The 20,961-nt window shown below is 64.5% G+C and carries 12 protein-coding genes; 4 read left to right on the top strand and 8 right to left on the bottom strand.

Annotated features, from left to right (window positions below):
* Window positions 1-68: 68 nt before the first annotated feature.
* Complete coding sequence (locus BN1136_RS15415; protein ID WP_043761537.1) at window positions 69-3,008, bottom strand: sensor domain-containing phosphodiesterase; 2,940 nt, start codon at window positions 3,006-3,008, stop codon at window positions 69-71.
* Between the two features lie 134 nt (window positions 3,009-3,142).
* On the opposite strand from BN1136_RS15415, the gene BN1136_RS15420 reads away from it, so the two are divergent.
* Entirely contained in the window at window positions 3,143-4,828 is a 1,686-nt protein-coding gene (locus BN1136_RS15420) for an FAD-dependent oxidoreductase (protein ID WP_043761535.1), read from the top strand.
* An 86-nt stretch (window positions 4,829-4,914) separates the two neighbouring features.
* Here BN1136_RS15420 and BN1136_RS15425 read toward each other — a convergent pair whose 3' ends face one another.
* The 5 genes from BN1136_RS15425 to BN1136_RS15445 are packed head-to-tail and all read right to left on the bottom strand — an operon-like array spanning window position 4,915 to window position 10,037.
* Window positions 4,915-5,343, bottom strand: a complete 429-nt coding sequence (locus BN1136_RS15425) for an ion channel (protein WP_043761533.1) — start codon at window positions 5,341-5,343, stop codon at window positions 4,915-4,917.
* Between the two features lies 1 nt (window position 5,344).
* Window positions 5,345-6,373, bottom strand: a complete 1,029-nt coding sequence (locus tag BN1136_RS15430) for a DUF2955 domain-containing protein (RefSeq protein WP_043761531.1) — start codon at window positions 6,371-6,373, stop codon at window positions 5,345-5,347.
* A 23-nt stretch (window positions 6,374-6,396) separates the two neighbouring features.
* Window positions 6,397-7,491, bottom strand: a complete 1,095-nt coding sequence (locus BN1136_RS15435; RefSeq protein ID WP_043761530.1) for an HlyD family secretion protein — start codon at window positions 7,489-7,491, stop codon at window positions 6,397-6,399.
* Window positions 7,484-8,995, bottom strand: coding sequence for an efflux transporter outer membrane subunit (locus tag BN1136_RS15440; RefSeq protein ID WP_043761528.1), 1,512 nt, complete (start codon window positions 8,993-8,995; stop codon window positions 7,484-7,486). The genes BN1136_RS15435 and BN1136_RS15440 overlap by 8 nt, the downstream gene beginning before the upstream one ends.
* Before the next feature lie 4 nt (window positions 8,996-8,999).
* On the bottom strand, window positions 9,000-10,037 hold the full coding sequence (locus tag BN1136_RS15445) for an AI-2E family transporter (RefSeq protein WP_231557899.1): 1,038 nt from the start codon (window positions 10,035-10,037) through the stop codon (window positions 9,000-9,002).
* 541 nt (window positions 10,038-10,578) lie between these two features.
* Here BN1136_RS15445 and BN1136_RS15450 point away from each other — a divergent pair.
* Complete coding sequence (locus BN1136_RS15450; RefSeq protein WP_043808830.1) at window positions 10,579-15,435, top strand: alpha-2-macroglobulin family protein; 4,857 nt, start codon at window positions 10,579-10,581, stop codon at window positions 15,433-15,435.
* A gap of 73 nt (window positions 15,436-15,508) precedes the next feature.
* On the top strand, window positions 15,509-17,728 hold the full coding sequence (gene pbpC, locus BN1136_RS15455) for a penicillin-binding protein 1C (RefSeq protein WP_043761524.1): 2,220 nt from the start codon (window positions 15,509-15,511) through the stop codon (window positions 17,726-17,728).
* A gap of 93 nt (window positions 17,729-17,821) precedes the next feature.
* Here pbpC and BN1136_RS15460 read toward each other — a convergent pair whose 3' ends face one another.
* Window positions 17,822-18,781 (bottom strand): hypothetical protein, encoded by a 960-nt coding sequence (locus BN1136_RS15460; protein ID WP_043761522.1) that lies wholly within the window; start codon window positions 18,779-18,781, stop codon window positions 17,822-17,824.
* 164 nt (window positions 18,782-18,945) lie between these two features.
* On the opposite strand from BN1136_RS15460, the gene thiI reads away from it, so the two are divergent.
* A complete protein-coding gene (gene thiI / locus BN1136_RS15465) occupies window positions 18,946-20,394 on the top strand; it encodes a tRNA uracil 4-sulfurtransferase ThiI (protein WP_043761521.1) in 1,449 nt (482 codons plus the stop codon).
* Window positions 20,395-20,462: 68 nt separating this feature from the next.
* Here thiI and BN1136_RS15470 read toward each other — a convergent pair whose 3' ends face one another.
* Complete coding sequence (locus BN1136_RS15470) at window positions 20,463-20,855, bottom strand: hypothetical protein (RefSeq protein WP_043761519.1); 393 nt, start codon at window positions 20,853-20,855, stop codon at window positions 20,463-20,465.
* Between the last annotated feature and the right edge of the window lie 106 nt (window positions 20,856-20,961).

The raw sequence follows: 20,961 nt of genomic DNA on the forward strand, positions 1-20,961 counted from the left end.
TCCAATGGTTCGGACAAGGTTCGAGCGGTCGTTATTTTATGACAAAAAGCCCTATAAATCCTACATGTTTAGCCTGAGACGGCAGTACTCAGCAGGCTCTCCAGCGCCTTGACGGGGAGTGGCCGGCTTGTGAGGAAGCCTTGATAATGCTGGCACCCCAGAGTTTTGAGCACGGCCAGCTGTTCTTCTTCCTCTACCCCCTCCGCGGTGACGGTGAAGCGAAATACCCGGGCGAGATCCAGGATGGCCTTGACGATGGCCTTGTCCTGCTCGCTGTGCACCAGCGTCTGGATGAAGCTCCTATCCAGTTTGACCTCGTCGGCGGGCAGATCGCGCAGATAGGCGAGGGAAGAATAGCCTGTGCCGAAGTCGTCGATGGAGATGAGCAGGCCGATGGCCTTGAGCTGGCGGATCCTGGCGATGCTCTCCAGCCGGTTTTCCAGCACCACGGACTCGGTGATCTCCAGCAGCAGGCGCGACGGGGGCACGCCGGTGTCCCGCAGTATGTACTCCACCTGTTGCACGAAGCCGGCGGTGTGGAACTGGCGGGCGCTGACGTTGACCGACAGGTGGGGAATGATGAGGCCGTTGTTGAGCCAGTAGCTGTACTGGGCACAGGCGGTCTTTATCACCCAGTAGCCAATTTCCTGGATCAGGGTGGTCTCTTCTGCGATGGGGATGAACTCGCCGGGAGGGACCATGGTGCCGTCGGCCTTCTGCCAGCGCAGCAGGGCCTCCACCCCGGAGAGGCTGCCATTGTCGACCCTGTACTGGGGCTGGTAGTGCAGCACCAGCTCGTTGTTGCGCAGGGCATCGCGCAACTGGTTGTTGAGGGCCAGCTTGCTCTTCTCCCTCTCTGCCATGGCCTCGCTGAAGAAGATGTGGTTACCCTGGCCGGCGCGCTTGGCCATGTGTACCGCCGTATCGGCCTGCTGCATCAGGGCCAGATGATCCTTGTCCTCATCGCTGAACAGGCTGATCCCCACGGAGGCGCTGCAGTGCAGTTTGTGCTCGCCGATGTCGAAGGGGGCACGGAAGAGCCCCATCAGCTCCCGGGCGAAATGCTCCGCCAGGATCTTGGCGGTAACATAGCCCTGGCCGAGCGCCGTGAAAAGAAGGGCAAACTCGTCCCCCGAGGTGCGGGCCAGCACCAGGTTCTCCTGGGGCAGGGACTTGAGGCGCACCACCACGGCCTGGAGCAGCAGGTCGCCGCTGGCATGGCCGAGGGAGTCGTTGATCGACTTGAAGTTGTCCAGATCCAGCAGCAGCAGGGCCCCCCACTGACCGTTCGGGGCCTGCAGGGTGCGCTGCATGATGTCGTTCAGGCTGCGCCTGTTGTAGAGATCGCACAGGTCGTCGTAATAGGCGAGGCGCTCGATGTGACGGGCCGCCTCCTTCTCCTGGGTGATGTCGTGGAAGCTGCAGACGAAGTGGCTGAACTCCTCTGCCTCATCCCTGACACCGCTCACCATGAGCCGTACCGGGAAGAGACGACCCTCCTTGTGCAGGCACTGTTCCTCTCCCAGCCAGTATCCCTGGCGGTTGACGGCGGTGATCACGTCCTCTTTCAGGCTGTCGCCATAGTAGGTGGGTCTCAGGGCCTCGATGTGCTGGCCGATCATCTCCTCGCCCACGAAGCCGGTGATGCGGCTGAAGGAAGCGTTGACCTTGAGGATGATGCCACCGTGATCCATCACCAGCAGGCCATCGTGGGTATTGAAGGCCACCTCGGCCAGGCGCAGGGCGTCATCGTTGACAAGGCGCCCTAGCTCGACGGCGGCCCGTTCACGCTGTTCGTAGAGGGCGTCGAGCAGGGGCATGGGGTCGGCCAGAGGCCCGCCAAGCAACAGGGTAAGCTGGCCCAGGGGGACACCGTTAGGGCCAGGCAGCGGAATGCCGAGGTAGGCTTTGGCATTGAGGGCCAGCAACTGGCCGGCCTGGGGGTAGCGCAGGGCGAGATCTTCCACATAGAGGCTCTGGCCGTGCTGGAAGATCTCCTGGCCCGGGCCAAATTCCATGCGCATGGCCTTGAAAGTGGAGAAGCTGTCTCCATCCAGCACGCAGCGAGGAATGAACCAGAGATCCTGGCCGCGGGGCTGGAACTCACCGATCCAGCCGAGGGGGGCCCCACAGGCTTGCATGGCCCAGCGAAGCAGGGTGCGGCAGTAGTCATTGCCGGTCTTGCCAGCCAGGTCGGCGGGAGGGGCCATGGAGGGGGACTCCGCCTCCACGGGTTCCGGTTGCCAGTGACCCAGCAACTGGGCGCACTGGCGCACCAGCTGCAGGGCCTCGTCGCCGATCAGGGTGCTCTCGGCATATTCGAGGCTGAGCACGCCGATGAGTTTCTCCTGCTCCAGCAGGGCACCGTCCAGGCGGGAGCAGACGTTGGCATCGGACAGGTAATAGTGCTGGCTCAGCATGGGCTGGTGGGCCGCCTCCGAGAAGCTCAGGGCGCCCCGGGTACGCAGGGCCCGGATATAGCGACTGTCGCCACGAATGGCGCCGAGGGACTCGACATTCAGGGTGAAGACGGGGGTCAGCTGTTCGCTGCCAAGAGGCCCGTTGGCCTGGTAGTGCCAGAGGATCAGGCGATCTGCCCCCAGCGCCTCCTTGAGGCTCTCCAGCATGGCGGCGTACTGCTGCTGGCTGGCCATCTGGCTCAGGCGAGGCAGTTGCAGCGACAGGCTGGCCGCGTTCTCCTGAGACTGGGTCTGGAGACAGATGAGCCAGAAGGCGTCCTGCTCGCGGGAGAGGGAGATGTGCCACTGCTGGGAGGCGAAACGCAGCAGGAGCTTGCCCCCCTTGCCGCTGGCGAGCCGTTGCTCGATGGGTTGGCGCAGGGCGTCAGGCAACTGGGCAGGCCAGGCACTGCGGGGCTCATCGAGCCAGTGAAGCGGCGTCTGCATCACATCGGTCAGGGCAACCAGCCGTTGACTACGGGTATCCAGGCGAAAGAACAGCGGGGCCTGGCTGGCGGTCGGAAGATGACTGAGCGCGGTAGACGACATGAACGGACACTATCCTGTTGAGCAATTGCCGGAGGCCAAGAATACTGCAAAACCGTGGCAAACAAAATTTCATTGAAGTCTAAATTAGAAAGATCTAATTTATTGTTCATTTCCAGTTGAGTGGAGTCTTGCAGATGAAACGGATCCTGATCGTGGGCGGCGTGGCCGGGGGAGCATCGGCGGCTGCCAGAGCGCGGCGCTTGAATGAAGAGGCCGAGATAGTGGTGTTCGAGCGGGGGGAGTTCGTCAGCTTTGCCAACTGCGGCTTGCCCTATCACATCGGGGGGGACATTCCGGGCCGTGATGCCCTCTTGCTGCAGACACCGCAGAGCTTCAAGCGACGCTTCAACGTCGATGTGCGGATCTTCCACGAGGTCATCGAGATAGACAAGGCAGGCAAGAATCTGCTGGTACGCAACCTGCAAAACGGGGAGGTGTTGCGCGAACCCTATGATGCCCTGTTGCTGAGCCCCGGTGCGACCCCCATTCGCCCGCCCTTCCCCGGCATCGACAGCCCGGGCGTGCATACCCTGCGCAACATCCCGGACATGGACCGCATCCTGGCGGCCCTTGAGCAGGGCAAGCCTCGCCACGTCACCGTGGTGGGGGGCGGTTTCATCGGCCTGGAGATGATGGAGGCCCTGCACCAGCGCAAGCTGGAAGTGACCCTGCTGGAGCTCTCCGATCAGGTGATGGCGCCTGTCGATAAAGAGATGGCCAACATGCTTCACGCCCGCATTCGCGAGGAGGGGGTGGATCTGCGCCTGCGTACCGGCCTCTCGGCCATCGAGAGCCTGGATGTGCTGGCGGACACCGCCGCCGTGACCGCCGAACGACGGGGTGGGCTTCGTCTGACCCTGAGCGATGGCACCCATCTCGACACCGGTCTGCTGATCCTCGCCATCGGGGTCAAACCCGAGACCCTGCTCGCCGTCCAGGCCGGACTGGAGCTGGGCCCGCGGGGCGGCATCAAGGTGGATGCGGGCATGCGCACCTCGGATCCCTTCATCTATGCGGTGGGGGATGCGGTGGAGGAGACCGACTTCGTGACCGGAGAATCCGTGCTCATTCCCCTGGCGGGCCCGGCCAACCGTCAGGGCCGCATCGCCGCCGACAACATGCTGGGGCGACGCGAAACCTACAAGAAGACCCAGGGGACCGCCATCTGCAAGCTGTTCGATCTGGCGGTGGCGAGCACAGGTCTGAACGAGAAGCGGCTGGTGCAGCTGGGCTTGCCGTTCGAGAAGGCCTATGTCCACCCGGGCAGCCACGCCGGCTACTACCCCGGCGCCCACCCGGTCAGCCTCAAGCTGCTGTTTGCCCCGGATGGCAAGATTTACGGCGCCCAGGCCATCGGCAAGGACGGCGTCGACAAGCGCATCGACGTGCTGGCGGTGGCCCAGCGTGCCGGCCTCACCGTGTTCGATCTGCAGGATCTGGAGCTCACCTATGCACCGCCCTTTGGCTCGGCCAAGGACGTGATCAACATGGCGGGGTTCGTGGCGAGCAACCATCTGAAAGGAGATACCACCCTCTGCCACGCAGCCGAGGTGCAGGCCCGCCATCCTCATCAGGTGGTGCTGGATGTGCGCAACACCCCGGAGCTCGACAAGTTGGGCCGCATCCCGGGGGCGATGCATATCCCCCTCGACGAGCTGCGCGGCCGCCTCGATGAGCTGCCCAGGGACAAGGAGCTGCTCATCAGCTGCCAGGTGGGGCTGCGCGGCCACGTGGCCTGCCGGCTGCTGAGCCAGCACGGTTTCAAGGTGAAGAACCTCTCCGGCGGCTTCAAGACCTGGCAGATGGCGATCGCCGAATAGGGGAGGGCCATCGCTGGCCGCTCTCAATGACAAGGGGGCCACTCGACAGAGCGGCCCCTTGCTTTTCTTCTTCCAGGCGGGGAGGGTCAGTGGCCTCTGTTCTTCAGCTGCTTGCCGATATGTTGCTGCAGCACGGTCAGCATGCAGGCGCCGGAGAGACCTACCATCAGGGCACCGTTGACGGCTTCCAGCGGGCCAAGCAGCTTCCACTTGTCACTCATGACGATGTCCCCATACCCCAGGGTGGCGAAGTTGACACCGGAGTGGTAGATGGCCTCGTGTAGGGTGCTGAACTCCCCAAGCCAGAGGAAAAGCGCTCCCCAGACCCCGATCTGTGTCAGGTTGCCCAGCATCACCAGAGTGATGATGCCAAACAGGGCCAGTATGCCGGCCAGGGCCCCTTCCTGCTCCTTGAAGTGTTTGATATAGAAGCGAACACACCAGACGGAGACCAGGGATTGCAGCAGCATGTTGACCAGGATCACCGGGATGCCGACCATAAAAATGAGGAACATGTCACTCTCCTAATTTGGCTTCTGCCAGGGGGCGGCCGACCGGCCACCACTGCTCCAGCAGCAAGATACACAACCAGCCGTAGCCGGCCACCAACAGATAGAGGCCGCACCGCATGGCGGCCGCCATCCAGACATCCTTGCCGTTGGCGCTGTCCTCGATGGCCGGGCCAAACAGGATGAGTGCCGTGATCCAGGCGTTGCTCCAGAACGAGGGCGGGAAGCGGCTTGCCGCCAGCGGCACCAGACGTCGCGCCACCCAGAGCGTCATCAGCACCAGCATCAGCACCAGCATCAACAGGGACGGCCAGAGGCTGAGCCCCATCCAGAGTGCGAGCGCCAGCAGGGCCCCCATCAGGGTGGAGAGCACCAGCTCCTGACCCGCCAGTCTGGCATTGAGGGAGGTGCTCTGCTGGGCCAGGGCCACCGTCTTCATGACGGCAGGGATGTAGAACGCCGGATTGCCGAGTGCCAGCAGCCAGATCGGCAGCACGATGGCCACGGCGCGCAGGGCGAGCCGCTCGGGATGCTCGGGGGGCTGGTGGGCGGTTTTTTTCTGGGAGGCCGCCACCGGCATGGGGGGAAAGAGTGCATGCGCCATGCGGTTGACCAGGACGCCCACCAGGATCCCCACCCCCATCATCTGGGCGATGGCGATGGCCAGTCGCTGCTCGATGAGACCGGCTATCGGGATCACCGTGATGGCCATGGTGAGCAGCATGGCGGCGGCGCCTTTGCCAGCCATCCCCTGTTGCATCAGCAGATAAAGCATCAGGGTGACGAGCAGAACGCTGGCCAGGGCGTAGTGGGTCAGCAGGGGCACCAGCAGCACCCCGGAGACCATGATCCCCAGCAGCAGGAGTCCGCCCAGGGCCCCCTTCTTGATACCGATCGGCTCGCCGGGCTGGCACAGCACGACCCAGGCGATGATGACGCCGAGGTGGGGCATGGGCAGGCCCATGCCGTAACAGAGGCCTGCCGAGAGCCCGATGCCGGTGCCGATGCGCAGCACTGCCCGGTCGAGGTTATGCATGGGACGGCTCCACGTCATGGACCTCAATAGAGGAAGGAGAAGAGGCTCATCAACCGGATGTAGAGCCCCCCCAGCCAGTGCATCACCCAGTTGCCGCCGGTGTAGACCAGCACGTCGGCCTGCCCGCCGACCCGCAGCGCGCCGACCGGGGGCTGATCGTCGGCCCGAAAGGCGATCTTGACCGGGAAACGCTGGGCCTGGCGCAGCCAGTCGCGGCTGTTGTCCACGGTGGGCAGGGTGCCGGCGGGCTGGCTCTTGCCGGTGCTGACTCCGTAGCCGATGCTGAGCACCTCTCCCTCGAACAGCTGGCCGGGCAGGCTGTCGAGCAAAATGGCGGCCTTGTCACCGGGTCGAATGTTGCCCAGGTTGTTCTCCGTCATGTCCACCGAGACCCAGACGTCGTGGATGGCGATCAGGGTCATGGCCGGGGAGCCGGCACCGATAAACTGGCCGGTATCAGTGCGTAGATCGGTGATGAGGCCGCGCCCCGGCGCCACCACGCGAGTGTTCTGGCGATCCAGCTCGGCCTTGTTGACCGCCGAGCGGGCACTGAGCAGCTGGGAGTTGTCCTCCCCGGTTGCGCCAGCCGCCTCGATGGCGCGCCGGACGTCGGCCTCGGCCGCCGCCACCTGGCTCTTCGCGGTCTCGCGGTTGGCCTGGGCCACCTCGAGGCGGCGCACCGAGATGGCCCCCGGATCTTCGCGATAGAGCCGCTCCTGGCGCTGGGCATCCTTGGCGGCGTTGTCATAGGCGGCGCGCATGGCCATCAGGGAGGCTTCCGCCGCCTTGACCCCTTCGGTGCTCGCCTTGACGCCGCTCAGGACCGTCTGATAGTCGGATCTCGCCTTGGCGAGTGCGATGTCATAGGGCTCGGGATCGATCTCGAACAGAGGGGTGCCGGCATCCACGTCCTGGTTGTCGCGTACATGGACCTTCTGGATCTGGCCGGAGACCTCGGCGGCGATGGGCACCACGAAGGCCTGCACGCGGGCCTGGGAGCTGTAGGGGGTGAGCCTGTCGGCCAGCAGATACCAGCCAAGCAGCAGCAGGATGATCCCCAGCAGCCCTAGGGTGGCCCGACGGCTGGACTGGCCGGGAGAGGTGGTGTTGTCAGTCATGGGCGCTTGCCTTCTGAGTCATGGGGCGGGCGGCGTCGAGCAGGGGAACCCAGTCGGCGCGCTTGCGCAGCTGGGCATCCACTTCGGAGGTGACCAGGGGGCGTTCGCGCCCCTGCTCCCAGCCGCCGCCCAGTGCCTTGTAGAGCGTGATGAGGTCGCGCATCCGGGCGCCCCGGCTGTTGACCAGCCGCTCCTGCTGGCTGAACAGGGCGCGCTGGGAGTCGAGCACGCGCTGGAAGTCCGCCATGCCCTCGCGATACTGGGTGTTGGCGATCTCGAGTGAGCGGCGGGCCGCCTCGCCGGTCTGGGTCAGCAGGGTGATCTCTTCCTGGCCGTTGGCATAGGCCACGGCGGCGTCATCCACCTCGCGGGCCGCCTGCAGCACGCTGTCGCGATAACGTTCGTGAAGCTGCTGGAAGCGGGCATCCTGCACCAGGATCTGGTTGCCAAGACGCCCCTGATCGAACAGGTTCCAGCTCAGCGAGGGGCCAATCCCCCAGGAGTAGGTGCCGCTCTCACCGCCGACGGCGTTGATCCCGAGGGTGCCGAGCAGGGTGATGGAGGGATAGAGATCGCTCTCGGCCACGCCGATCAGGGCCGACTGGGCGGCCAGCTGTCGCTCTGCCGCCCGCACGTCGGGACGACGGCGCAGCAGTTCGGCGGGCATCTCGGCAACCAGCGCCAGCTCGCCCTTGGGAATGACGCCTGTGCCTTCCTGCATCTCGGGCAGGGGCCCGGGGGAGCGTGCGAGCAGAGCGGAGAGGGCATTCTGGCTTTGGCGCAGCGTGGTCGCGAGCTGGGGAATGCTGGAGAGGGTGCCCAGGTACTGAGTCTTGGCCTGCTGCACGTCCAGCTCGGCAGTGTTGCCGCTCTTGAACTGCCGCTCGGTGATCTGCAGGCTACGCTCCTGGATGCGGGCGTTTTCGCGGGCGATGATGAGTCTGGCCTCCAGGGTGCGGATGCTCACGTAGAGCTGGGCCACCTGGGCTGCCATCAGCACCTGGACGTCATCATACTGGGCCAGGGTCGCAAAGTAGCTGGCGTCCGCCGCCTCGACCCCGCGCTGGAACTTGCCCCAGAAGTCGAGCTCCCAGCCGAGATTGAACCCGGCGCCGTAGCTGCTGCCCGCGCTGCTGTGGCCGTTGCGGCTCTGGCCGGCCTGCAGGAACTCTGCCGTGCCCACCGTCGCCTGGGGGCCCAGCAGACTCTCGGCGATGCCGAGCTGGGCCTGGGCCTCGAGGATGCGAAGCCCTGCAATCCGGACATCCGGGTTCTTTTGCAGCGCCTCCTGCACCAGGGCGCTGAGCACGGGATCGTGCAGCTTGTCCCACCACTGGCGGTAGTCGGCGGTGGTCGCCGCCTGCTGGCTTTCGCGGGCGCCCTGCCAGCTGCTTATCTCCTCGACCCGGGGGGTCTGATAGTCGGGACCAAGCAGGGTACAGGCGCTCAGCAACAGGCAAGACCCCCCGACAAGCAGGGGGCGAATGACGGGTCGTTCGGCCATGGGGTTATTTTTCCGGGTTGGCCAGACCGTCGTCGACCCAGGCCATGAAGATGAGATACCCGATGGAGAGCATGGTGGCACCGATGAACATGCCGAGGATGCCATTGGTCGCCATGCCGCCCAGGGCGCCCAGCAGGACCACCGGCATGGGGGCATCGACACCGCGTCCCAGCAGCAGTGGCTTGAGCACGTTGTCGGCCATGCCGGCCACGAGCAGCAGCACGGTGTAGACGATGTTGAGCAGGGTGCCGTGATCCCCCGACATCCACATGTAGGCGATGACCGGCCCCGTGACCAGGAGGACGGGGACCTGGGCGATCCCCAGGATCAAGGCCAGCACGAACAGGACACCGGCCGCCGGGATCCCGGCGATGGACATGATGATGCCGGCCAGCAAGGCCTGGATGAAGGCCACCCCGATGACCCCCATGGAGACGGCCCGGATGGTGCTGGTGCACAGCTTGGTCAGCTCCAGCCCTTTCTTCTCATTGGTGATGCGCATGAAGATGCGATCGGCGCTGTTGGCGCCCGAGGCACCAAAGGCCATGATGATGCCGGCCACGATGAAGGAGAACACGAAGCCGAGCAGGTCGCCCCCCATGCTGGCCAGCAGGCCGAGGGCCCGCTTGGTGAGCTCCCCAATCTGCGGCTTGTAGCTGACGATGAAGCTGGACAGGTCCATCGACGCCTTGGTCCACAGGGCATGCAGCTTGGTGCCGATCAGCGGGATGTTGGCAATCTCGGCGGAGGGGGCCGGGATCACCAGGGTATCGTTGTTCACCTTGTCGACCAGGACGCTGACGCTGTCACCCAGGGAGCTGAACATGGCGACCGTGGGCACCACGAGCAACAGGATGCCCAGCAGCGTCAGCAGGGTGGAGGTCCGGCCCTGCTTTCCGCCCAGACGTGCGGCAAGACGCTGGTGGAGGGGGTAGAGGGTCACAGCCAGGATCAGGGCCCACAGCATCATGTTCATGAAGGGGGAGAAGACGGTGAAGCAGAAGGAGCCCAGCGCCAGGATCAGGCCAAACTTGATGAACATATCCAGGAATCTGGCAACCACTCTCTTTTCAACGACAGACAGATCGTTATTTTCCATTCTGGTATGACTCCAACAAGAACAAGGGATAGGGGCTCGGCCATGGGACGCCGGGTCAGAAAACATGGTTTTTACTGTAATAAATGAAACGCCTGTCTACCTCAAGAAGAGGCATTGACGTCATCTGCACGTTATTTCCGGTACAGATGTTTAATGTTTAAAAAATATTTAACTAATTGATATTGGTTGGATTGTTCAAAGATCCTGCTAGGGCAAATAATATGTAATGCCCTTGCGTAGTACAAGTGAACAATTGTTTCCAGTCTAGCCTGCGTTCAGAAAAGAGGAACAAGTTTGCATATATAAAATGAAATGCCAGAGGCCGAACCGGCCAGAGTGGACATGATGAGTGCAGGATGTGAAAAATTTGTGTTCATCCGGCTTGTATCCATGATCTGTCCGGGCATTTGGTGTTCACGGGATGGGGGTTTATCCTATTGGCTCCTGCGCTGCGCTGGTGGCGACTCAATCTGGGATGGAATCTATGCGCCCCCTCATACCCTGCCCTCACTCTCGTCTTCCTCGTCTCTCCTGGTGGCTGGTCGGGTTGGTCGCCCTGCTGCTGACTGGCTGCGGCCAGGACAAGCCCGCAGACAAGGCATCGACCACGGACACGACTGCGCAGCCGGTCGACGGGGCGCCGAACGCCGTGGTACAGGCCAATGCCCGCCAGTATCGGGATGCGCCGGCGCTGGCGCTGGTCTTCTCCGGCCCCCTGACCCCCAAGGCAAGCTGGCAGAGCTGGCTTGCGGTCAGTGAAGGGGGCAAGCAGGTGCAGGGGGAGTGGATCCTCGCCGACGATGGCCGCACCCTCTATTTCCCGAACGTCCAGCCCGACAAGCGCTATGAGGTGAGCCTCAAGGCGGGGCTGGGCCCATCTCCCCAGAGCTGGACCCTCAAGACCCGTCCGCTGGAGGCGGGGGCCTCGTTTACCGCGAGCGGCATGGTATTGCCGCTGCGCGACGATCTGCGTCTGCCCATCAGCGCGGTCAACGTGGACGAGGTCAATATCGACTTCTTCCGGGTGGATGCGGAATATCTGCCCCGTTTTCTGGCCGAGTATCGCCCCGGCGCCGGCATGGGCAACTGGGATCTCGAGCAGATCACCCAGCGGGCCAAGCGGGTGTTCAGCGGTCGCTATGCCTTGTCGCTGGATCCCAACCGGCGGGAGACCCGCCTCATCAATGTGAAGGAACCGCAGCTGGCCGAGGCCGGCGTCTACTTTGCGGTGATGTCGCCCCTTGGCAACTACGACTGGCGCAAGGAGACCACCTATTTCGCGGTGAGCGACATGGGGCTCAGTGCCCGCCGCTACCGGGATCAGCTGGAGGTGTTTGTGAGCTCCCTGGCGAGCGCCGATCCCCTCAAGGATGTGCAGCTCTCCCTGCTCGACGAGAAGGGCAACCGGCTGCAGGTGCAGCAGACCGACAATCGTGGTCATCGGCGCTTTGACCCAGTGCAAGGGGCCCGCCTGCTGCTGGCCGAGCAGGGAAGCCATCTGGCGGTGCTGCGCCTCGACGGGGCGGCGCTCGATCTCTCCACCTTCGATCTCGGCACCCAGCCCTGGCAGGCCCAGCAGCTCTATCTGTTCAGCGGGCGTGACCTCTATCGCCCCGGCGAGCGTCTCGACAGCGAGATCCTGCTCAAGGGCCAGGATGGCCAGCTTCTGCCGGGCATGGCGGTGGAGCTGGAGGTGAAGCAGCCGGATGGTCAGCTGCTGGAGCAAAAACGGCTGCTGCCGGACAGCCTGGGCGCCGCCCACTACGGCCTGCGTCTGCCGGACGATGCACCGCTCGGGCGCTGGACCATCAACCTCAAGACCGCCACTGGCAGCCGCTTCGAGTGGCCCTTCCTGGTGGAGGAGTTCTTGCCGGAGCGGCTCAAGCTGCAGCTCGGCAAGGGGCCGGATGGGGAAGTGACGAGTCTGGACGCCGCCCTCACCCTGCCGCTGCAAGGGGACTATCTCTACGGCGCGCCGGCGAGCGCCACCAAGGCGAAGGCGGAGGTGAAAATCAGCCGCGCCACCATGCCCTTTACCCAGTGGCAGGAGTTCACCCTGGGGGATGTGCTGCTCGCCGAGCAGGCCAAGGATCTTGAACCCCTCAATCTCACCCTAGATGCGCAGGGGCAGGGGGCTTTTTCGCTTGCTGATGAGCTCGACGGGGTGCGTGCCCTCGGGCCGCTGGAGGTGGCCTATCGGGTGTCGCTCTCCGAGCCCGGTGGCCGCGCCGTCAATCGCAGCCGCACCCAGTATGGCTGGCCCGCGGGCAGCCAGTGGCCGGCGCTCAAGGCCGATTTTGTGGCGGATCGGGTAGAGGGGGGCAAGCCGCTCCCCTTCCAAATCCTCAACCTCGATGACAAGGGGCAGCCGGTGGCGGGGGCGGTGAAGGTGCGCCTCATCAACGAGTACCGCGACTACTACTGGCACTACGCCGATGGAGAGGGGTGGAAGTACGAATTCAACAGCCAGCCCTATCTGGAGCAGGAGCAGACCCTGCAGCTGGACGGCAAGGGCCCGACCCCGCTCACGCTGCAACTGGCGGCGGGCTGGTATCGCCTCGAGGTGGAGAACAGTCAGGGCCATCAATCGAGCCTGCGGGTGGAGATCGGCAGTTACGCCTGGGGCGGCGGTGGCGAGCAGGCACGGCCCGACAAGATTGCCATCACCCTCGACAAGCGCGCCTATCTGGCGGGTGACAAGGCCAAGGTGACTTTGGTTGCCCCGCGCCCCGGCAAGGGGTTGCTGCTGGTGGAGGATGGCGACGGCCTGCGCTGGTGGCAGCGCATCGAGCTTGACGTCGCCGGTGGCGATACCAAGGATGCCCGTGGCGAGTTCGAGATCCCGGTCAGCCCCGAGTGGCAGCGTCATGATCTGCATATCTCGGCCCAGATCGCCGCGCCAGACAGCGCCTCCAAACCGGCTGGCAAGCAGCAGGGGCAGAGCCTGCGTTCGGTCGGCCTGGTGCCGCTCACCCTGGATCGGGAAGCGCGCCGTCTGCCGCTCACCCTGAGCGCGCCGGACAAAGCGGTGCCGCTCACCCGACTGGAAGTGACAGCGACCTCCACCCCCAACAGTCAGGGGCGGGTGGTGCTGGCGGCGGTGGATCGGGGCGTGCTCAACATCAGCGATTACCAGCCCCTCGACCCGTTCGAGATCTTCTTTGGCCGCAAGCGCTTCGCCCAAGATTTGTTCGACAACTATGGCCAGGTGATCCCGCCGCAGGATGGCAAGCTGGCCCGCCTCAACTACGGGGGGGACCGGGCGCCGCTGAAAAAGGGCGGCGCGCTGGAGAGCCGGGTCGAGATCGCCGCGCTCTGGAGTGGCGAGGTGAGTTTTGACGAGCAGGGCAAGGCGGTGATCCCGCTCGAACTGCCCAACTTCAACGGCGAGCTGGCGCTGATGGCGCTGGCCTGGAACGAACAGCAAGTCGGTGAGGCCGAGCGCGCCGTCAAGGTGGTGGCGCCCTTGGTGGCCGAGATCGGCTGGCCGCGCTTTGGCGCCAGAGGGGATGAGACCCGGGCGCTGGTGCAGCTGCGCAACATGAGCGGTGAGGATCAGACCCTCTCCCTTGTCTGGACCCTCAACGGTGGGCTGAAAGCAAACGGCGAGCTGCCCAGTACCCTGTCCCTCAAAAATGGCGAGGAGCAGTGGCTGACCCTGCCGCTCACCGTGACCGGGGCGAGCGGCGTGGCAAGCCTGCAGTTGGCAGCCAGCGGCAAGGATTTTGCCATCAGCCGCGACTGGACTCTGCCGCTGCGCTCCCCCTGGCCGGCCGAGACTCGCCAGCGCCATCAGATGCTGGCCCCCGGCCAGCAGATGCGCTTTGCGCCAGAGGAGCTGGCCGGGCTGGATCGCGCCAACCTGCAGGGGCTGCTCAGCCTCTCCGGCACCCCGCCCTGGGATCCGGCAGCCCAGTGGCAGGCGCTGGCCGACTACCCCTACGCCTGTCTGGAGCAGACCCTGTCCCGCGCCTGGCCTTACTTGCTGACCACGGCGGATGAGCGCACCGCCTGGAGCAAACCCGCACAGGGCAATAAGGCGGCGAACGAGGCGGACGTGCAACGCGCCCTGTTGCAACGGCTGCAGCGGTTGCAACTACCAAGCGGCGGTTTTGGCCTCTGGGATGGCCGCTCCGACGAGGAGCAGTGGCTCACCGCCTATGCCGCCGACTACCTGCTGGCGCGCAAGGAGACGGGTGATGCAGTGCCGGAGGCCATGCTCAGTCAGGCGCTGAACCGGCTGCAGAGTTATCTCACCGACAGTCAGTACGGCGAGCGCTGGAGCAGTGCCCCCGAGCACAGCCGGCTGGCCTATCAGGCTTACAGTGCCTATGTGCTGGCCCGGGTGGGCAAGGCCCCACTCGCTACCTTGCGCCTTGTCTGGGAGCAGCAGGCCGATCACGCTCGCTCCGGTTTGCCGCTCTTGCACCTCTCGCTGGCGCTCTCGGCCATGGGGGATGAGCAGAATGCCGCCAAGGCCCTCAGCCGGGCACTGGCGACCGAGCGAGGAGACGACTATCTGGGGGATTACGGCTCTGCGCTGCGCGATCAGGCACTCGAGCTCGCCTTGCTGCGCCAGCACAAGCTGGCTGCGGAGCGCTGGCCTGATCTCAGTGCCAAGGTGGCCGATACCCTGGCTCACCGTCAGTGGCTCAGTACTCAGGAGCGGCTCGCCCTGCTGCGACTCGCCCGCTTCGATCCGGCCGTCGACTGGCAGGCTAGGGTGACTTCCTCTCTTGGCAGTGGATCCCTGAGCGGTTCGGCCGCCTTGCAGTTGGGCGCCCCCGAGGCGCTGGCGGTGAGCGCCGTCACCAACGAGGGCAAGGGATCCCTCTATGTGCAGCGCACTCTGGTCGGTTACCCCGAACAGGCTCCTGTCCGGTTGAGTCAGGGGATGAGCGTGACCCGCAGCTGGTTCAATAGCGATGGTCAGCCGTTTGATCCCGCCAAGGTGAAGGTGGGCGATCTGGTGGTGGTGCGGCTCAATGTCAGCAGCGGATCGGCGGTGCCCGATGCCCTGCTGGTGGAGATGGTGCCTGCTGGCTTTGAGTTGGAGAACCCGGCCCTTGGCAACAGCATCAAGCTCGAAGAGCTCTCCATCGAGGGGAAAGCTGCGTGGCAGAGCGAGTGGAGCGACTATCTCAAGCATCAGGAGTTTCGCGACGACCGCTACACGGCGGCGCTGGATCTGAGCGCCGGGAGCAACCAGCAACTGGTCTACCTGATGCGGGCGGTGACGCCGGGTCGCTATCTGGTGCCGCCGACCCAGGTGGAGGATATGTACCGACCCGAGATCCGGGCTCTGGGTGAGGATATCCACGAGGTAACGATTTCTGAGTAGCTGGCGCTGGCTTGGTGGCCTGCCACGCTGGCTGCGCTTTTCGGTGCTGGGCGTTGTAGCACTGCTCCTGTCATTGCTGGCGCTGGATCGTATGTTCCCGCCGCCGCCACTCGACCCGGCCTATGCGCGGGTGGTGCTCGACATGAAGGGGCGACCGCTGCGCGCCTTTGCCGATACCAGCGGCGTGTGGCGTTACCCCGTGACCCTGGAGCAGGTCTCCCCCCGCTATATCGAGGCGCTGCTGGGCTACGAGGATCGCTACTTCTGGCGTCATCCCGGGGTCAATCCGGTGGCCATGGTGCGCGGGGTCTGGCAGTGGCTGCGCTACGGGCGGGCCGTGTCGGGCGGCTCGACCCTCACCATGCAGGTGGCCCGCCTTATCGAGCCCTATCACAGGAGCGTGCCCGGCAAGCTGCGCCAGATGGCGCGCGCGCTGCAGCTGGAGTGGCACCATGACAAGCGCACCCTGCTCACCGTCTACCTCAACCGGGCGCCGTTTGGCGGCAACCTGGAGGGGGTGCAGGCGGCAAGTTTTGCCTATCTCGGCAAGAGTGCCGCCAGGCTGACCCATGCCGAGGCTGCGCTCTTGGCGGTGCTGCCGCAGGCCCCCAGCCGCAACCGGCCGGACCGGCATCCCGAGCGGGCCCGCACCGCCCGCGACAAGGTGATGCAGCGGCTGGTGGCGCAGGACGTCTGGCCCGAGCAGGTGTGGTTGGAGGGGCGCATCGAACCGGTGCTGGCCCGTGGTCACTTCACGCCGATGGAGGCGCCGCTGTTTGCCCGCCTCGCCGCCGACAATCAGGCCGGGGCGCTGGTGCATACCACCATAGACGGCGATCTGCAGCGCTGGCTGGAGGGGCGGGTGGCGAGCTATATCCGCCGCTTCCCCGAGCAGACCTCAGCAGCGTTGCTCCTGGTAGACAACAAAACCATGGCGGTGCGCGCCTATGTGGGCAGCGCCGAGTATGGCAATTTGCGCCGCCACGGTTACCTCGACATGGTGCAGGCGATCCGCTCTCCCGGCTCCACCCTCAAGCCCTTCATCTACGGTCTGGCCATGGACGAGGGGTTGGTGCATTCGGCCTCCCTGCTCTCCGATGCGCCGAGGCTCGGGTCTGATTATCGCCCCGCCAACTTTTCCGGCGCCTTTCAGGGGCCGGTGACGCTTGCCCAGGCGCTGCAGCAATCCCTCAATGTGCCGGCGGTGCAGGTGCTGGAGGCGCTCGGGCCCGACAAGCTGGTCAGCCGCCTCGACAATGCCGGAGTGCGGCTGGCGCTCTCCGACAAGCCCAACCCGGCCATCGCGCTGGGTGCGGCGGGGATCCGACTCGAGCAACTGGTGGCGCTCTACAGCGCACTGACCCGGCAGGGACAGGTGGCAATGCCGGTCTGGCTGGCGGGGCAGCAGGCGGTATCGCGCCCCTTGCTGAGCCCTGGGGCGGCCTGGATCATCTGGCAAATATTGAGCGCGCAGGGGCGGGCGGATCAGCCCTTTGCCAGCGAGGCGACCGGCCGGGTCAACCGGCTGGCCTGGAAGACCGGCACCAGCTACGGCTATCGCGACAGCTGGGCCATGGGGGTCTCCGGTCGCTGGACCATCGGCGTCTGGCTGGGGCGCCCCGACGGCACCCCCATGCCCGGTTTTTACGGCCAGAGCGCGGCGGTGCCGCTGCTGCTCTCCGTCTACTCGCGACTGGCTGACAACAGCCCTCTGCCGATGCAGCCCAACACGGTGAGCGAGGCCGAAGTTTGCTGGCCGCTGGGGCGCAGGGTGAGCGCGACCCTGCCTGAGACCTGTTTGCAGCGCCAGAGCGCCTGGTTGCTGGAAGGGCGCGATCCCCCCACCTTGCCGGATCCCATGGATTGGCCCTCGCCGCTGCGCCAGGTTGCGTTGACCGATCAGGGAAAACCCACTCTGAGCCGCTGTCAGGATGCGGCGCAATCCGGTTTTCGGGTGCTCTGGCCATTGTCGCTGGAGCCGTGGCGCTCACCCGGCGAGCGACGGCAGGCGCTGCTGGCAAGCCATTGTGCGGGGGAAGGGCAGAGCGCCGAGCTGCAGGCCCCCATCCGCATCCTGGCGCTGGGGGAGGGGAATCTTGTTCGCAGCCAGCGTTACCGGCTGCAACCCAGGGTGCTGGGAGGCGTCGGCAAACAGGCCTGGTTTCTCAACGGCCAGCGGCTGCGCTGGGACGGGGATCAGGTGCTGAGCGAGGCGGGCCGCTACCAGCTGGTGGTGGTGGACGAGGCGGGCAACAGCGATCGCATCGAATTTCGGCTGGAAAACCCCTCCTGAGGGACGTGGTGGTGAGCGCCAGAATATTGACGGCATCGTGAATGGCTCCGATGCCGTCAGCTGAATGTCGATTCCCCGGCAGGGGGCGGGGAGTCAGGGTTTGACCTGACCCAGCCGGGTGAAGAAGTGCTGACTCTTGCGCTGGTGGAAGTGGCTCTTCTTGATGGGGTGAAACACCAGGTTGCTTCCGGGGTGGCTCGCCTTGAGGCGGTGGATCATTGCCATGGCTGGTAAGCCTGTACTGACGAGCGTGGTGAGCGGCAGGCTGACCGTCTCGGGCCCCAGCAGCGGGTTGAGCCCCTGCTGGGCCTGCTCGAAGCGGGTCAGCACGGCGGGCGCGGCGTAGCCGCTGCCCAGCATGGCGAGCAGGGCGTCGAGGGCCTGATGGAACTCGGCCAGGCGCTGGCGAAAGCCACTGCGGCTGCGCAGGGCAATAAGCTCTGCAAAGGGGATCTCGCTTAAGTTGACGGGCACTCGCAGCGGGATCTCGAGATGGAAGCAATCCTGGCCGCCGCGATTGTGGTAGCGGGACTCGAGCAGATGGAGCAGCCGGTCCAGATAGTCGTGATCTGTAATGAGCGCCCCCTCATTGGCGAGTGCCCACTCGCGGGCGAGCCGCATGGAGAGCAGATTCGCGAAGCGCCGCGCCATCCTGATCCCCCCCTCGTCCCGGCTGGCAAAGCCGTGGGCGAGGCAAAACCCGTGCAACTGCTCAAGGCCGGCCTGGGCGGGGCAGAAGCAGTCGTGGTTGGCTGGCATGCGCCAGCGGGCGATGAGTTCTTTGTTGCCAAACACCTTGTGGCGGACGAAGTCGGGGGTGACCAGGCCGGCAATCTGACTCTCTATCTGGGGGGTGATGGCGGCAAAGAAGGCAGGCTCGGGCGGTTCGGCCAGCAGGTCGGTCTGCCGGCGCAGGGTCTCCAGCAGCGCGGTGAGACCGCTCTTTTCGCTCACGGTGAAGACGAAGGCGAGCCGTTCCAGGTAGAGCAGGGCAAACTTGAGCCAGAGTTCATCCCGCACTTCCATGCCGGGGTAGTAGATATGGGTTTTCATGGGTGTCGTGTTGCCGGGGCGCAGGTTGGGGAATATACGCAAGATGGCCAGGGTGCGGCAAACATTGCGTGGGGGAATGTGAGCAACCGCTCATCCAGTAGGCGCTGGGCACAAAGTTCTGATATAATTCGCGCCCTTAAATCAAGGTCACCCGAGTCAATACCATGAAGTTCATTATCAAGCTGTTCCCGGAAATCACCATCAAGAGCAAGTCGGTTCGCCAGCGTTTCATCAAGATACTGCAGGGCAACATCCGCAACGTCCTGCGACGCTTCGACGACGACGCCCGAGTGCGGATGGACTGGGACAAGCTGATCGTGAGCTCCCGCAATGACCAGTTCCGTGAACAGGCCATCGAAGCCCTGGCCTGTATTCCCGGCATTCAAGCCTTCCTCGAGGTGCAGGCGAGCAAGTTTACCGACCTGCACGACATCTTCGAGCAGGTGAAAGCCGTGTGGGGTGACCAGCTCGAGGGGAAAACCTTCTGCGTGCGCGCCAAGCGCCACGGCAAGCACGAGTTCTCGTCGCTCGAGATCGAACGCTATGTGGGCGGCGGCCTGAACCAGCACTGCGTGAGCAACGGCGTGCGCCTCAAGAACCCGGACGTGAAGATCAACCTCGAGATCGACGGCGAGGAGTTGTTCATCGTCAGCGCCATCCACCAGGGCCTGAGCGGCATGCCCATCGCTACCCAGGAAGATGTGCTGAGCCTGCTCTCCGGCGGGTTTGACTCCGGCGTGGCCTCCTTCCAGTTCATCAAGCGCGGCTGCCGGGTGCACTACTGCTTCTTCAATCTGGGCGGCGCCGCTCACGAGATCGGCGTCAAGCAGGTGGCCTATCACCTGTGGAACCGTTTCGGCTCCTCCCACCGGGTGCGTTTCACCGCAGTAGACTTCGAGCCCGTGGTAGCCGAGATCCTCGAGAAGATCGACAACGGCCAGATGGGGGTGGTGCTCAAGCGGATGATGATGCGCGCCGCCGCCAAGGTGGCTGACGAGTTCCAGATCCCGGCCCTGGTGACCGGTGAGTGTGTGGGCCAGGTCTCCAGCCAGACCCTGACCAACCTGAACGTCATCGACCGGGTGACCGACAAGGTGATCCTGCGCCCCCTCATCACCTGGGACAAGCCGGATATCATCAGCGAAGCCCGTCGCATCGGTACCCTGGAGTTTGCCGAGACCATGCCGGAGTATTGCGGCGTCATCTCCAAGAAGCCGACCGTGAAGGCGGATCTGGCGCGCATTGAGGCGGAAGAGGAGAACTTCGACTTTGCCATTCTGGACAAGGTAGTGGCCGAGGCCCGTTACCTTGACATCCGCCGCATCGGTGAAGAGACCGCCGCCGAGGTGCAGGAGGTGGAGACCACCGCCGAGAGCGGTGACGATGAGGTGATCCTGGATATCCGCTCCATGGACGAACACGACGAGAAGCCGCTGGTGGTGGAAGGGCGTGAAGTGATCCATGTCCCCTTCTTCAAGCTGGCCACCGCCTTTGGCGATCTGCCTCAGGAGAAGACCTACCTGCTCTATTGCGACCGCGGCGTGATGAGCAAGCTGCAGGCGCTCTACCTCAAAGAGAAGGGCTTTGCCAACGTCAAGGTCTATCGCCCCTGATCCGGCGAACCTCCGCCCACAAAAAATCCGGCCATGTGCCGGATTTTTTTATTTCACTCGGGATGACGTCAGGGGCAGGGGACGGGCGTAAAGGTGGATTGCCCCTGGCAGCGCCAGCCCATTTCGGCCTGACGCATCTGCCACAGATTGTTGCTGCGAAACAGGGTCAGGATATAGAGGATGTCGCTCCTTTGGCCGTCGAGGGCCACCGAGAGCACCAGATCGTTGTCCAGCTGCTGGGCATGGATACGGGTAGGCACGTCTTCATGGCCGACGAAACGGCGAGCCACCTCACGATAGTCGTTGACCCAGCTTTGCTGGCTGCTGCTCGCCTGACGGATCTGCTGGTTGAACTGCTGCACCGGGGTGGATGCCAGACGTCCGAACAGGGTCTGTGCCCCCGCATGAGCCGCCGCGACCGTCATCAGAACAAGCGTGGTAATGAGCCCAAGTTTTTGCATGAGAGAATGCATTGAGAGAGTCCGGATTGAAACGACTCCTGTATGACAACAGAAAAGCGGACTTGGTTCAATCTCGCCCCGGTCAGGGTGGGAGCTGGCCCACCCT

It is taken from the genome of Aeromonas taiwanensis (assembly GCF_000820165.1).
Lineage (GTDB): Bacteria > Pseudomonadota > Gammaproteobacteria > Enterobacterales > Aeromonadaceae > Aeromonas > Aeromonas taiwanensis.

Coding starts and splice junctions, on each gene's coding strand:
- BN1136_RS15415 (WP_043761537.1), bottom strand. CDS start 3,008: ATGTCGTCTACCGCGCTCAGTCATCTTCCGACCGCCAGCCAGGCCCCG.
- BN1136_RS15420 (WP_043761535.1), top strand. CDS start 3,143: ATGAAACGGATCCTGATCGTGGGCGGCGTGGCCGGGGGAGCATCGGCG.
- BN1136_RS15425 (WP_043761533.1), bottom strand. CDS start 5,343: ATGTTCCTCATTTTTATGGTCGGCATCCCGGTGATCCTGGTCAACATG.
- BN1136_RS15430 (WP_043761531.1), bottom strand. CDS start 6,373: ATGCATAACCTCGACCGGGCAGTGCTGCGCATCGGCACCGGCATCGGG.
- BN1136_RS15435 (WP_043761530.1), bottom strand. CDS start 7,491: ATGACTGACAACACCACCTCTCCCGGCCAGTCCAGCCGTCGGGCCACC.
- BN1136_RS15440 (WP_043761528.1), bottom strand. CDS start 8,995: ATGGCCGAACGACCCGTCATTCGCCCCCTGCTTGTCGGGGGGTCTTGC.
- BN1136_RS15445 (WP_231557899.1), bottom strand. CDS start 10,037: ATGTTCATCAAGTTTGGCCTGATCCTGGCGCTGGGCTCCTTCTGCTTC.
- BN1136_RS15450 (WP_043808830.1), top strand. CDS start 10,579: ATGCGCCCCCTCATACCCTGCCCTCACTCTCGTCTTCCTCGTCTCTCC.
- BN1136_RS15460 (WP_043761522.1), bottom strand. CDS start 18,781: ATGAAAACCCATATCTACTACCCCGGCATGGAAGTGCGGGATGAACTC.
- thiI (WP_043761521.1), top strand. CDS start 18,946: ATGAAGTTCATTATCAAGCTGTTCCCGGAAATCACCATCAAGAGCAAG.
- BN1136_RS15470 (WP_043761519.1), bottom strand. CDS start 20,855: ATGCAAAAACTTGGGCTCATTACCACGCTTGTTCTGATGACGGTCGCG.